Genomic DNA, 14,799 nt, shown 5'->3' with positions numbered 1-14,799 from the left:
GGCTCAAGACTACTTCGTCCCGCCGACACCCCACGTCGACGGGGTTGGCCGATCATGACCGCCCCCGTCGCCGATGCGCCCTTCGGTACCGCTTATCCGGCCTGCGGGTCGCCCTTGGTGTAGGTCAGGCGCTCGACCGCGCCCGGCTGCCAGTCGTCCTCGATCTTCTTGCCGTTGACGAACAGGTCGATCGCGCCGGCGTCACCGAGGACCAGGTTGATCTTGGAGCTGTCCTGGAACGTCTTGGAATCGCCCTGCTTGAGCAGTCCGTCGAAGAGCAGCCGGCCGCTGTGGTCCTTGGCGGAGATCCAGCTGCGTCCGTCGGCCGCGGTGACCCGGACCGTCACCTTGTCCTGCGGGGCGGCGGCGATGGCGCTGTCCGACGGCTCCGGCTCGGGAACGACGGGCTTCTCGGACTTGGGGGTGGACGAGGGGGACTTGGTGGGTGTGGCACCGTCGGCGACGTTCGCCTTGCCGCCGTCGTCGTCGCCCTTGACCATCGTGAATCCGACGAAGCCGATCACCACGACGATCGCGGCGACCATGGCCGCGGTCCAGTTGGGGCCGCGCCGCTCCGGACGGATGCGTTCCGCCTCGAAGAGGGGGGCGGCCGGGGTCGGGGCCGGACGGCCCCCGCCGTGCTCGGCCTCGAACTGGGCGATCAGCGGGGCCGGATCGAGGTCCACGGCCTTGGCCAGGGTCCGGATGTGCCCGCGTGCGTAGACGTCGCCGCCGCAGGGCGTGAAGTCGTCCGCCTCGATGGCGTGCACGATGGCGATGCGGACGCGGGTGGCGGTGCTGACGTCGTCGACGGTGAGCCCGGCGGCGATGCGTGCCTGCTGCAGCGCGCGGCCGACGGAGGGGCGGGCTTCCTCGGAAACGTCTTCGAAGGGACGCTCGTCTTCAGGGGAGTTGCCGATGGACACGGGGGCGCCTTTCGAGCGTGTAGCCGCCTGTGCTGGAGGTTCAGTCTAGGAGGGGTACAAGAGGATGGGGCAACCGGGCGGTCGGACTTTGTACGCCATCGGAATGGCCCGACATCCCGATGGTGGGCCTGCAGTTTGCCGTTTCCCTCAACTTGACGTACGCCGACGGGAAAGGGTTGCTCAATGATCGCTTACGGGTAGGTCACGATCGGCCACCCGGGTGCCCGGAGGTGACGACCGTGTCCCGTGCGCCTACCCTTCAGACTCCCCCCGGATCACCGCGAGCACGCCATCCAGCTCATCAGGCTTCACAAGAACGTCACGAGCCTTCGAACCCTCGCTCGGCCCGACGATGTTCCGGGACTCCATGAGGTCCATGAGCCGGCCGGCCTTGGCGAAGCCGACGCGCAGTTTGCGCTGGAGCATGGACGTCGACCCGAACTGGGTGGAGACGACCAGCTCGGCCGCCTGGCACAGCAGGTCGAGGTCGTCGCCGATGTCCTCGTCGATCTCCTTCTTCTGCTTGGTCCCCACGGTGACGTCGTCGCGGAAGACGGGCGCCATCTGGTCCTTGCAGTGCCGGACGACGGCCGCGACCTCCTCCTCCGTCACGAACGCGCCCTGCATGCGCGTGGGCTTGTTCGCCCCCATCGGCAGGAACAGCCCGTCGCCCTTGCCGATCAGCTTCTCGGCGCCCGGCTGGTCGAGGATGACCCGCGAGTCCGCCAGCGAGGAGGTGGCGAACGCCAGCCGGGACGGCACGTTCGCCTTGATCAGGCCGGTGACGACGTCGACCGACGGCCGCTGGGTGGCGAGCACCAGGTGGATGCCGGCCGCCCGCGCGAGCTGGGTGATGCGCACGATGGCGTCCTCGACGTCACGCGGGGCGACCATCATCAGGTCGGCCAGCTCGTCGACGATCACCAGCAGGTAGGGGTACGGCTGGAGCTCCCGCTCGCTGCCCTCGGGCGGCTTGGCCTTGCCCTCGCGCACCGCGCGATTGAAGTCGTCGATGTGGCGGTAGCCGTAGGCGGCCAGGTCGTCGTAGCGCAGGTCCATCTCGCGCACGACCCACTGCAGCGCCTCGGCGGCCCGCTTGGGGTTGGTGATGATCGGCGTGATCAGGTGCGGGATGCCCTCGTACGCCGTCAGCTCGACGCGCTTGGGGTCGACCAGGATCATCCGGACGTCCTCCGGGGTCGCCCGCATCATGACCGAGGTGATCAGGCAGTTGATGCAGGACGACTTGCCGGAGCCGGTGGCGCCGGCGACCAGCATGTGCGGCATCTTCGCCAGCGAGTCCATCACGTAACCGCCCTCGACGTCCTTGCCGAAGGCGACCAGCATCGGGTCGTCGTCCTCGGCGGACTCCGCGAGCCGCAGCACGTCGCCGAGGTTGACCATCTCCCGGTCGGTGTTGGGGATCTCGATGCCGACGGCGGACTTGCCGGGGATCGGGCTGATGATCCGCACGTCCGGGCTGGCGACGGCGTACGCGATGTTCTTGGTCAGCGCGGTCACCCGCTCGACCTTCACGGCCGGGCCGAGTTCCACGACATAGCGGGTGACCGTCGGGCCGCGGGTGAAGCCGGTGACGGCGGCGTCCACCTTGAACTCCGTGAACACCTTCCGCAGGGCGTCGACTATGGCGTCGTTGGCCGCGCTGCGCGCCTTGCCCGGGCCGCCGCGGGTGAGCAGGTCGAGCGAGGGCAGGGAGTAGGTGATGTCGCCGGAGAGCTGGAGCTGCTCCGCGCGGGCCGGCAGGTCGCGGGGCTCGCGGGGCGGTTCCTTGGTCATGTCCAGGACGCCCGCCGGGGGCTTGTCCTGCTTCCGCTTCTCCGCCTTCGGCCCGTCCTGCTGCGGGCGGGCGGCCGGGACCGGCGTCGGAGTGGTCGGCTCGCGGTCGCCGGTGCTCACGCCCTGGGTCAGGTCGGCGACGACCGGCGAGGGCGGCATGCCGTGCAGCACGGCTCCGTCGAGCGCGGCGGCCGCGGCGGCGGCCACGTCCACCGCGTCCATGGGCCGGTCCATGTCGGGCTGCGGCACCGCGGACCTGCGCGGCCTCGTGCGGCGCCGCGACGGCGCCTCCTGCTCCGCGCTGCCGGGGTCGTACTCCTCGGGGGCCGGCCGTCTCCTGCGGCGGCTCGCGGGCAGCGCCTCGCGCCACTGCTCCTCGTAGCGCGTGTCGTCCTCGCCGAAGTCCTCCGGCTCGGGATCGTGGACGAGCCCGAGCCGCACGCCGAGCAGGCGCAGGCGCTGCGGGATGGCGTTCACCGGCGTGGCCGTGACGACCAGCAGGCCGAAGACCGTGAGCAGCACCAGCAGCGGCACAGCGAGGACGTCGGTCATGGTGGACGACAGCGGCGTGGCCGCGGCCCAGCCGATGAGCCCGCCGGCGTCCCTTATGGCGTGCATGCCGTCGCCGCGGGCGGGCGACCCGCATCCGATGTGGATCTGTCCGAGCACGCCGATGACGAGCGCGGACAGACCGATGACGATCCGTCCGTTGGCCTCGGGCTTCTCCGGATGCCGGATGAACCGTACGGCGACGACGGCCACCAGGATCGGCACCAGCAGGTCGAGCCGGCCGAAGGCACCGGTGACCAGGATCTCCACGAGTTCGCCGACGGGGCCCTTCAGATCGGCCCAGGTGCCGGCGGCGACGATCAGGGCGATGCCGAGCAGCAGCAGCGCGAGACCGTCCTTGCGATGCGCGGGGTCGAGGTTCTTCGCGCCCTGCCCTATGCCGCGGAAGACCGCGCCGACGGCGTGCGCGAGGCCCAGCCACAGGGCGCGTACGAGACGGTAGACGCCGCTGGTCGGGTTCGGGGCCGGCGCCGGTTTCCTGGCCGGGGACTTCTTGGCGGGAGCCCTCTTCGCCGGGGGCTTCTTGGCAACGGCCTTCTTCGCCGGGGCCTTCGCGGAAGCGGCCGCCTTCTTCGCGGGCGGCTTCCTGGCTGCGGAGGGACGTGAGGCCATGGGTGTGAGGTTACCGGTGGAGACGGCAGGTGACACGCGTGGCGGATGCTTCACCCGTTCGTGTCGCACGCGTCGAGGCGCGAAGCTGACGCACGGAGACAAGCGCAAAGCGGAGTTGACGCATCCTCAGGGACGGTTCCCGCCGCCGGACCGGCCAAGCCCCGTGTCCGGGGGCTCAGTTCTGCGAGGGCAGCGACGACGCGCTGCCGGTTCCGGGCTCCAGGGCGTCCAGCGCCCGCCGCAGCCCCGTGAGCTTGCGCTCCAGATGAGCGGCCGTGGCCACCGCGGCGGCATCGGTCGACTCGTCGTTGAGCTGCTTGGTCAGCGCCTCGGCCTGTTCCTCGACGGCCGCGAGCCGCGCCGAGAGCTCGGCGAGCAGCCCCGCCGGCTCCTTCGCCTCACCGGCGTCCTTCTCGCCGCCCTCCAGCTGGAGCCGCAGCAACGACGCCTGCTCCCTCAGCTGGCAGTTCTTCATGTACAGATCGACGAAGACCGACACCTTCGCGCGCAGCACCCACGGATCGAACGGCTTGGAGATGTAGTCGACCGCACCCGCCGCGTAACCGCGGAAGGTGTGGTGCGGGCCGTGGTTGATCGCGGTGAGGAAGATGATCGGGATGTCCCGGGTCCGCTCCCGCCGCTTGATGTGCGCGGCGGTCTCGAAACCGTCCATGCCCGGCATCTGGACGTCCAGCAGGATGACCGCGAAATCGTCCGTGAGCAGTGCCTTGAGTGCTTCCTCCCCGGACGATGCCCGCACCAGTGTCTGATCGAGCGCCGAGAGGATCGCCTCCAGCGCGAGCAGATTCTCCGGCCGGTCATCGACCAGGAGGATCTTGGCCTTCTGCACCATGGCCCGCCCTCCTCGCCCCGGCTTGGGGCCTCCCCTGTCCGCAGGACCTGGGGACGCACCCGTGGGTACCGCCCCAGGGGACGACTCCCTTGCGCCGCCCGTCCTTGTGCCGGTCATCGTAGCCGCACCCCGCCTGTCGCCACACCCTGTCACCGTGATGTCACTGTGCACATAGCAGAAACGCGGCGCGAGACCAGAAGGTTCCCCGGATCCCGTACTTCTACACGACTTCGCGGGCACCGCCTCAGCAACTCGGGATGAACACCGAAGCTCCCCTTCACCTTCGCGCACCCTCCAGGCGTCGGCCTCACTCCCCCCGCATCCACTCCTGCATCACCGACAGCAGGTGATCGGGGTCGACCGGCTTCGTCACATAATCGGAGGCACCCGACTCGATCGCCTTCTCGCGGTCGCCCTTCATCGCCTTCGCGGTGAGCGCGATAATCGGAAGTCCGGCGAACTGCGGCATCCTGCGGATCGCCGTGGTCGTGGCGTAGCCGTCCATCTCGGGCATCATGATGTCCATCAGCACGACCGCCACGTCGTCGTGCTGCTCCAGCACCTCGATGCCCTCACGGCCGTTCTCCGCGTACAGCACGGACAGCCCGTGCTGCTCCAGGACGCTGGTGAGTGCGAAGACGTTGCGGATGTCGTCGTCGACGATCAGCACCTTCTGCCCGCCGAAGCGGATGCCACGGCGCGACGACCTGGGCGCCGGCTCCTGCTGTTCCACGCCCGGCCACTGCTCCGGCTCGGCGGCGGGCCGCTGCTCGAGCGTGACCCTGCGGCGGCGCCGGAACAGCGCGGCCGGACCGTTCTGGGTGTCCCGGTACGACTTCACCTCCGCCGGCGTCTCGGCCGCGGGAGCGGCCGGCTCGGCCGACGCCACCAGGTCACCGGCCTCCAGCGCCGGCATGGGCTGGGCGTAGCCGTGCGGCGGCAGCTCGCTGGGGTGCAGCGGCAGGTACAGCGTGAACGTGGAGCCGCGGCCCGGCTCGCTCTGCGCATGGATCTCACCGCCGAGGAGCTGGGCGATCTCCCTCGAGATGGACAGCCCCAGCCCCGTACCGCCGTACTTGCGGCTGGTCGTGCCGTCGGCCTGCTTGAACGCCTCGAAGATCACCCGCATCTTGCTGGCCGCGATGCCGATACCGGTGTCGCTCACCGAGAACGCGATCAGGTCCGCGTCCGGGTCGGTCAGCGAACCGGCCTCCAGCAACTGCTCCCGGATGGCCTGCGGAACGTCGTCCCTCGCGGGCCGGATGACCAGCTCGACCGATCCGGAGTCGGTGAACTTCACGGCGTTGGACAGCAGGTTCCGCAGCACCTGGAGCAGCCGCTGCTCGTCGGTGTGCAGAGTGGCCGGCAGCTCCGGCGAGACCCGTACGGACAGGTCCAGGCCCTTCTCCGCGGTCAGTGGCCGGAAAGTGGCCTCCACGTAGTCCACGAGCTGGACGAGCGCGATGCGCGTCGGGGAGACGTCCATCTTGCCCGCCTCGACCTTCGACAGGTCGAGGATGTCGTTGATGAGCTGGAGCAGGTCGGAGCCCGCACCGTGGATGGTCTCGGCGAACTCGACCTGCTTCGGGGACAGGTTCGCGTCGGCGTTGTCGGCGAGCAGCTTGGCCAGGATCAGCAGCGAGTTGAGCGGCGTACGCAGCTCGTGCGACATGTTGGCGAGGAACTCGCTCTTGTAGCGCATGGACACCGCGAGCTGCTCGGCGCGCTCCTCCAGGACCTGCCGCGCCTCCTCGATCTCGGTGTTCTTCACCTCGATGTCGCGGTTCTGGCGGGCCAGCAGCTCGGCCTTCTCCTCCAGTTCGGCGTTGGAGGCCTGGAGCGCCTTCTGCCGCTGCTCCAACTCCGCCGAACGCTCCCGCAGTTGCTCGGTCAGCTCCTGCGACTGCGCCAGCAGCCGCTCGGTCTTGGTGTTGACCGAGATGGTGTTGACACTCGTCGCGATCATCTCGGCGATCTGGTTGAGGAAGTCCTTCTGGATCGCCGTGAACGGCGTGAACGACGCCAGCTCGATGACACCGAGCACCTTCCCCTCGAACACCACCGGAAGCACGATCACCTGGGCCGGCGGCGCCTCCCCGAGCCCCGAGGAGATCTTCAGGTAGCCGCTGGGCGCGTTCTCCACCAGGATCGTGCGCTTCTCCGTGGCGGCCGTCCCGACGAGCCCCTCACCGGGCTGGAACGACGTCGGCATGGACCCCATGGAGTAACCGTACGAACCGAGCATGCGCAGCTCGAACTGGTCGTCGTCCGCCGCGTTCAGGTCCTCGCCGTCGACCAGCGGCATCGCCAGGAAGAACGCGCCGTGCTGCGCGGACACCACCGGCGTCAGCTCACTCATGATCAGCGAGGCCACGTCGTCCAGGTCGCGGCGGCCCTGCATCAGCGCGGAGATCCGCGCGAGATTGCCCTTGAGCCAGTCCTGCTCCTTGTTGGCGATCGTGGTGTCGCGCAGGTTGGCGATCATCTTGTTGATGTAGTCCTGGAGTTCCTGGATCTCCCCGGACGCGTCCACGTCGATCTTCAGGTTCAGGTCGCCGCGGGTCACCGCGGTCGCCACGCGCGCGATGGCACGCACCTGCCGGGTGAGGTTCCCGGCCATCTCGTTCACCGACTCGGTCAGGTCCCGCCAGGTGCCGTCGACGTCACGCACCCGTGCCTGGCCGCCCAGGGCGCCCTCGGTGCCCACCTCACGGGCCACCCGGGTGACCTCCTCCGCGAAGGACGACAGCTGGTCGACCATCGTGTTGATGGTCGTCTTCAGCTCGAGGATCTCCCCGCGCGCGTCGATGTCGATCTTCTTCGTCAGGTCACCCTTGGCGATGGCCGTCGTCACCATCGCGATGTTGCGCACCTGACCGGTCAGATTGGACGCCATCTGGTTCACCGACTCGGTGAGGTCCTTCCACGTACCGGCGACACCCGGCACGTGCGCCTGACCGCCCAGGATGCCGTCCGTGCCCACCTCGCGGGCCACCTTGGTGACCTGCTCGGCGAACGCGCTCAGCGTCTTCACCATGGTGTTGATGGTGTCGGCGAGCTGCGCCACCTCACCGCGCGCCTCGATGCTGACCTGCCGCGTCAGGTCGCCGTTGGCGACGGCGGCGGAGACCTGCGAGATGTTCCGCACCTGCGTGGTCAGGTTCTTGGCCATCAGGTTGACGTTGTCGCTCAGGTCCTTCCAGATGCCCGTGACACCCGGCACGTGCGCCTGACCGCCCAGGATCCCCTCGGTGCCCACCTCGCGGGCCACCCGGGTCACCTGCTCGGCGAACGACGACAGCTGATCGACCATCGTGTTGACGGTGGTGACCAGCTCGAGGATCTCGCCCTTGGCGTCGACCGTGATCTTCTTCGACAGGTCGCCCTTGGCGACCGCGGTGGTGACCTCGGCGATGTTGCGCACCTGGAGGGTCAGGTTGTTCGCCATGCCGTTCACGGACTGCGTGAGGTCCTTCCAGGTGCCCGAGACACCCTGCACCTCGGCCTGACCGCCGAGGATGCCCTCCGTGCCCACCTCACGGGCCACGCGCGTGACCTCTTCGGCGAACGACGACAGCTGGTCCACCATCGTGTTCAGCGTGTTCTTGAGCTCCAGGATCTCCCCGCGCGCGTCCACGGTGATCTTCTGCGACAGGTCACCGCGCGCCACCGCCGTCGCCACCTGGGCGATGTTGCGCACCTGACCGGTCAGGTTGGACGCCATGCCGTTCACGGAGTCCGTCAGGTCCCGCCACACACCGGCGACACCGGGCACCTGCGCCTGCCCGCCCAGCCGGCCCTCCGTGCCCACCTCACGGGCCACGCGGGTCACCTGATCGGCGAAGGAGGACAACTGGTCCACCATCGTGTTGATGGTGTTCTTCAGCTCGAGGATCTCCCCGCGCGCGTCGACGTCGATCTTCTGCGACAGGTCACCGCGCGCGACGGCCGTCGTGACCTGCGCGATGTTGCGCACCTGGCCGGTGAGGTTCGACGCCATCGAGTTGACGGAGTCGGTGAGCTCCTTCCAGGTGCCCGACACGCCGTCCACGCGCGCCTGACCGCCCAGCCGGCCCTCCGTCCCCACGTCCCGGGCCATCCGCGTCACCTGGTCGGCGAAGCTCGACAGCTGGTCCACCATCGTGTTCACGGTGTTCTTCAGCTGGAGCATCTCGCCGGAGACGTCCACGGTGACCTTCTGCGACAGGTCGCCGTTGGCCACCGCCGTCGTCACCTGGGCGATGTTCCTCACCTGTCCGGTGAGGTTGCGGAACGCCGTGTTGACGGAGTCCGTGAGGTCCTTCCACGTCCCGGCCGCCCCCGGCACCTGGGCCTGTCCGCCCAGCTCGCCCTCCACGCCGATCTCGCGCGCCACACGCGTGACCTCGGCACCGAAGGCGGACAGCTGGTCCACCATCGTGTTGACGGTGTTCTTCAGCTCCAGCATCTCGCCGGCCACGTCCACGGTGACCTTCTGCGACAGGTCACCGTTGGCCACCGCCGTCGTCACCGCCGCGATGTCCCGCACCTGAGTGGTCAGGTTCCGGAACACCGTGTTGACGGAGTCCGTCAGGTCCTTCCACGTCCCCGCGGCCCCGGGCACGTTCGCCTGACCGCCCAGCCGCCCCTCGGCCCCGACCTCGTTGGCGACCCGCGTGACCTCGTCGGCGAAGATCCGCAGCGTCTCGGTCATCTGGTTGATCGTCTCGGCGAGCTGCGCGACCTCGCCGCGCGCCGGCACCGTCACCTTCCGCGACAGGTCACCGTTGGCGACGGCGGTCGTCACCTCGGCGATCCCGCGCACCTGGGCGGTGAGATTGCCGGCCATGGTGTTGACGGAGTCGGTGAGCTCCTTCCACACGCCGTCCACACCCGGGACCTGCGCCTGCCCGCCCAGGGCGCCCTCGGTACCCACCTCGCGCGCGACCCGCGTCACCTCGGAGGAGAACGCGGAGAGCTGGTCCACCATCGTGTTGACGGTGTTCTTCAGCTCGAGCATCTCGCCCTCGACATGCACGGTGACCTTGCGGGACAGGTCACCACGCGCGACGGCCGTCGTCACCAGCGCGATGTCGCGCACCTGCGCCGTCAGCCGCTCCGCCATCGTGTTGACGGAGTCGGTCAGGTCCTTCCACGAACCCGACATACCGCGCACCTGGGCCTGACCGCCCAGCTTGCCCTCGGTACCCACCTCACTGGCCACGCGCGTGACCTCGTCGGTGAAGGTCGACAACTGGTCGACCAGGTTGTTGACGGTCCGGCCCACCTTGAGGAACTCGCCCCGCAGCGGATGCGCCGTCCCCTCCGGCGACTGCGTCCGCAGCTCCATGCGCGGCGACAGGTCACCCTCGGCCACCGCCGACAGCACCCGGCTCACCTCGGAGACCGGCCGCACCAGGTCGTCCACCAGCGCGTTGGAGTTGTCGATCGCGGTCGCCCAGGAGCCCTCGGAGGCACCCGTCTCCAGCCGCTCCGTGAGCTTTCCCTCGCGGCCGACCATGCGGCGCACCCGCGCCAGCTCACCCGTCAGGTGGAGATTGCGGTCGGCCACTTCGTTGAAGACCGCCGCGATCTCCGACATCACTCCGTCGCCGGACACCGTGAGCCGCTTGCGGAAATTGCCGTCCCGCATCGCCACCAAGGCCGTCATCAGCCGGTTCAGGGCCGCCGTTTCCACCGTCGTGGTCCCGCCCCGCGCCCTTCCCGGCTTGCTCAGGGACTGTCCGCCTTTCGCGCGCGTCGTCTTCGTGCCCCGCGTCGCTGCGCCAGACTCCACTGTGTCCCTCCCGCAGGGGTCGACCGTTACCGCTGTGCCCGGGCACACCACCAGGGCGTTCCCGTTGCTTCTGCGCTTTTCCCGTATGACTGCGATGTCCCGCCCGACGTTCCCGGGCGCCGCCACGGGGCTGCTGCCCAGCCGCCGCTGAGGACACACCGCCTGCCAGGACCTTCACTACAAGCCTGCCCAGTGTTTCACCCCCACCGAACCAGGCCATAACAGTTCGGCAGCTTCGCACATCGTCCGCACACCCGCCGGACAGCAGACACCTCCGGACGGAAACACGGCGGACCGGCATCCGCTCGGACCGCGAAGGTAAGTAACCTTGCATCCGGCTGTCCAGCCACGCCGGTCCGTCCGGCCTGGGCGGTGGCACGGAGACGAGCGGGCATCGGAGGGGCGGCCGCACACATGACCACCGGACTGATCCCGGGGGAGCAGCCCCCGGACCCACGGCCGTCTGACGGCCTGCCGCACCAGCGGCGCGAGCCGGTCGGCCACGAAGACCCCGTCGAGAACCGGTCGAGGAGTTCTGTGATCACCGCGCGCGCGGCCGCCAGCTTCGAGCCCGTCGGACGATCCGTCGCGAGCGCCCGCTCCTTCGTCCGCGACACCCTCCAGGGCTGGGGCTTCGGCGACATCGTCGACGACGCCGTCGTTCTCACCAGCGAGCTGGTCACCAACGCCGTGGTCCACGCCGGCACCTCCGCCGACCTGCTCTGCCTGCGCAGCGACGACGGCGTACGGATCGAGGTGGCCGACCGGTATCCGGAGCGGGAGGTCCCCCTCCAGGGCTCGCCCGTCAACATGGGCAGCCCCGACCGGGAGGGCGGCCGCGGACTCCAGCTGTGCGCGGCCCTGGCCGGCCACTGGGGCGTGGACTACACGCCCACCCACAAGACCGTCTGGTTCCAGCTCGACCTTCCCGAGCGCCCGGTCGGCACCCGCGCGGCCGGTCCCTCCCTGCCCGCCCACCTCCTCCCGCTCGCCGACACCCGGGTCCGTGTCGCCGTCGTCCAGATCGACCGGGTCGGTTCCATCACCGCCTGGAACGAGGACGCGGAGGAACTGTTCGGCTACACCGCCGAGCAGGTCACCGGCAAACCGCTGACCGACTTCGCGGCCTGGCCGCACACCCCGGGCACCGGCACCGGCATCGCCGACGCGCTGCGGCTCTCCCGCTGGGAGGGCAGCTACGGCATAAGGGGCGCCCACGGCCGGGTGATCCCGGTGTACGCCTCCCACCTGCGCGTCCGCGACACCGACGGAGAGCCGTCAACCGTCTGTCTGCTCGTGAGGGACCACGAACGGGCGGTTCTGCAGACCCCGCTGCGCGGCCCCGCGGCCGACAGCGGCTCCGAGGGCCAGAGCACCGACCCGTTCGAGGTCTTCATCGGCTCCCCCGCACCGGACGACCTCGACGGCCTGCTGCAGCGCACCGTGGAACGCGCCCGCGACATGCTCGACGGCGACTCCGCCTTCCTGCTCCTCGCCACCGACGACGAGACGGAACTGGAGGTCCGTGCCTCCACCGGTCTCCCCTCGGCCCGCCAGCGCTTCGCCCGCGTCCCCGTCGAGGCGGGCCCCGGCCGCTACGGCTCCGCCCGCATGCCCGCCGTCCACGACGATCTCATCGCCGTCGCCGGCGCGGTCCCCCTCCTCAACGGCACCGGCATGCGCTCGGTGGTCACCGTCCCGCTGAAGGTCGAGGGCCGCCTCACCGGCTCCCTCGGCGTAGCGGCCGAGGCGCCCGGCAGATACTCCAACGAGGAGGCGCTGCGCCTGCAGTTCGCGGCGGACCGCATCGCGCTCGCGGTGGAGTCGGCCCGCCTGGGCGAACTGGAGCGTCTGCGCCGCGGCTCGCTCAGTTTCCTCGTCGAGGCCTCCGACCTGCTGGCCGGCACCCTGGACCGGGACCAGACCCTGGCCCTGATGGCCCAGATGACCGTCCCCACCCTCGCCACCTGGTGCGCCGTCTACACGATCGCCGACCAGGCCGCCGAGCCGTATCTCTCCTACGTGCTCCACGAGGACGAGGAGCTGATCGACGGCATCAAGTCCCTGCTGTCGAAGATCCCCCCGCCGGACCCGGTTCCCACCCCCGGTGCCCGCGTCTGGTCGGCCCCGGCGGAGGTCGCCCACCAGGCGGCCCTGCGCTCCTCCATGCGCAGCCTCGGCCTCAGTGGCGGTCCGTCCCGGCAGGTCACCACGGGCATCGGCCCGACGCTCGCCACGGCCTCCGCGGTCGGCGGCGAGACCGTGGTCCTCCCCCTGGTCGCCCGCAACCGCGTCATCGGGATGCTCACGCTCGGCAAGCCGGCCGACGAGCATTTCCGCCAGGAGATCCTGGAGCTCGCCGAGGACCTCTCCCGACGGGCCGCCCTGGCCCTGGACAACGCCCGCCTCTACTCCGAGCGCACGGCCATCAGCCAGTCCCTCCAGCGCAGCCTCCTGCCGCCGGAGCTGCCGGCCATCGAGGGCGTCGAGGTCGAGGTCATCTACCGTGCGGCCGGCGAGGGCAACGAGGTCGGCGGCGACTTCTACGACCTCTTCCCGATCAGCGACGGCGCCTACGGCTTCGCCATCGGCGACGTCTGCGGCACGGGCCCGAACGCGGCGGCCGTCACCGGCCTCGCCCGGCACGCGCTCCGCCTGCTCGCCCGCGAGGGCCTGAGCGGCCCGGCGGTCCTGGAGCGCCTCAACTCCGCGATCCTCGACGAGGGCGCCCGCAGCCGCTTCCTCACCCTCCTGTACGGCGAGATGCGCCCGCAGGAGGACGGCAGCGCCGAACTGAAGGTGGTCTGCGCGGGCCACCCCCTCCCGCTCCGTCTCCGCCAGGACGGCACGGTCGAACCGGCCGCCGAACCGCAGCCCCTCCTCGGCGTCCTGGAGGACCTCGACCTGTACGAGCAGACGGTCACCCTCGATCCCGGAGACGTCCTCCTCTGCGTCACCGACGGAGTCACCGAACGCCGCGAGGGCCCCCGGATGCTGGGCGACGACGGGCTGGCCGAGGTCCTGACGACCTGCACGGGCCTGACGGCCGGGGCGGTCGCCGCCCGCATCATGCGCGCCGTGGAGCGCTTCGCCACCGATGCGCCGTCCGACGACATGGCCATTCTGGCGATGCGCGTTCCCGGCCTGCAGACGGATTAGCGGGCGCCCTGCCGAAGCACATGAGAAAGGCCCCGCCCGAATGGGCGGGGCCTTTCTGTCGGAGCCCCCAAACGGAATCGAACCGTTGACCTTCTCCTTACCATGGAGACGCTCTACCGACTGAGCTATAGGGGCCTGTTGCCTCTTCCGAGGTTTCCCTCGCGGCAACGGAATAGATCATACCCCGAGCAGCCCCGTGCTCCCAACCACGCTCAGACGGCCGGTTGCAGCAGACCGCCCAGCGCGTTGCAGGCGGACGCGATGCGCTGCATCTCCCTCTTGGTCAGCGAGCCGTCCACCGGGAGCGCGAGCGCCTCGTCGGCAGCCCGCTCGGTCTCGGGCAGGGACACACACCGCCGGAACTCAGGCAGCCGGTGCACCGGTGTCTTCACCGGGACGCGGCACTCAACGCCCTTGGCGCGTATGGCCCGTGCGAAGGCGTCCCGGTCGGGCCGCCCGTTCCCCGGCACCCGCACGACGTACTGCTGGTAGGTGTGCCCGACCCCCCTCTCGGGCGTCCGCACACCCCTCAGCTTGGCGTCGAGGAACGCCGCCCGCTCCCGCCGCTGCGCTATCTCGTCGTACGGCGCCTCGGACTCCCCGTGCTCCAGCACCAGCAACCCGTGCCGCCGGCCCAGTGCGTGCAAGGGCCCGACGTCGGCGGGCCGGCCGAAGCGGTGCACGACAACGACGGCCGCTGTTCGCGGAGTCACGGCCGCGTCCACCGCGGCCGGCTCCAGGCAGTACGTCGCCGGATCTATGTCGGCGAACACCGGCAGCGCCCCGGTCATCGTCACGGCCTCGGCAACCTCCACGTTGCCGAAGGCAGGTACGACGACCTCGTCACCGACTCCGACACCCGCGGCCCTGAGCAGTGCAGCAGTACCCATGGGAGCGATGCTGGTTGCGCAACGTGAACTTCAAGTGACGCAGAACAAAAAAGGGTTGGACCCTGAACCGAAGTTCGGGGTCCAACCCTTTGAAGAATTGTTCGGCGGCGTCCTACTCTCCCACAGGGTCCCCCCTGCAGTACCATCGGCGCTGTAAGGCTTAGCTTCCGGGTTCGGAATGTAACCGGGCGTTTCCCCTACGCTATGACCACCGAA

General features: G+C 69.8%; 6 protein-coding genes, 1 tRNA gene and 1 rRNA gene. 1 reads left to right on the top strand and 7 read right to left on the bottom strand.

Translation table 11 applies throughout. The features are described from left to right. Positions 1-92 precede the first annotated feature (92 nt). The 4 genes from F1615_RS00045 to F1615_RS00030 form a co-directional block, all read right to left on the bottom strand. The gene (locus F1615_RS00045) at positions 93-926 is read right to left on the bottom strand and encodes a helix-turn-helix domain-containing protein (protein WP_149546738.1); all 834 of its coding nucleotides are present in this window, start codon (positions 924-926) and stop codon (positions 93-95) included. Between the two features lie 252 nt (positions 927-1,178). Beyond that, a complete protein-coding gene (locus F1615_RS00040) occupies positions 1,179-3,905 on the bottom strand; it encodes a DNA translocase FtsK (protein WP_208818219.1) in 2,727 nt (908 codons plus the stop codon). A gap of 175 nt (positions 3,906-4,080) precedes the next feature. Next, positions 4,081-4,758, bottom strand: a complete 678-nt coding sequence (locus F1615_RS00035; RefSeq protein ID WP_149546736.1) for a response regulator — start codon at positions 4,756-4,758, stop codon at positions 4,081-4,083. Between the two features lie 307 nt (positions 4,759-5,065). Next, entirely contained in the window at positions 5,066-10,534 is a 5,469-nt protein-coding gene (locus F1615_RS00030) for a HAMP domain-containing protein (RefSeq protein ID WP_149546735.1), read from the bottom strand. Between the two features lie 414 nt (positions 10,535-10,948). Between F1615_RS00030 and F1615_RS00020 the strand changes: the two genes are divergently transcribed. After that, positions 10,949-13,693 carry a SpoIIE family protein phosphatase gene (locus tag F1615_RS00020; protein WP_149546734.1) on the top strand — a complete coding sequence of 915 codons (2,745 nt, stop codon included), beginning with the start codon at positions 10,949-10,951 and terminating at the stop codon, positions 13,691-13,693. A gap of 62 nt (positions 13,694-13,755) precedes the next feature. On the opposite strand, the gene F1615_RS00015 is transcribed toward F1615_RS00020, so the two are convergent. From F1615_RS00015 to rrf, 3 genes are all read right to left on the bottom strand, one after another. After that, positions 13,756-13,828: transfer RNA gene (locus F1615_RS00015), tRNA-Thr, on the bottom strand. Positions 13,829-13,905: 77 nt separating this feature from the next. After that, positions 13,906-14,568 carry a DegT/DnrJ/EryC1/StrS family aminotransferase gene (locus F1615_RS00010; protein WP_167533638.1) on the bottom strand — a complete coding sequence of 221 codons (663 nt, stop codon included), beginning with the start codon at positions 14,566-14,568 and terminating at the stop codon, positions 13,906-13,908. A 114-nt stretch (positions 14,569-14,682) separates the two neighbouring features. Further along, positions 14,683-14,799, bottom strand: a 5S ribosomal RNA gene (gene rrf, locus F1615_RS00005).

The organism is Streptomyces marokkonensis, assembly GCF_008312835.1.
Lineage (GTDB): Bacteria > Actinomycetota > Actinomycetes > Streptomycetales > Streptomycetaceae > Streptomyces > Streptomyces marokkonensis_A.
This window is presented reverse-complemented; position numbering and strand designations above follow the sequence as displayed.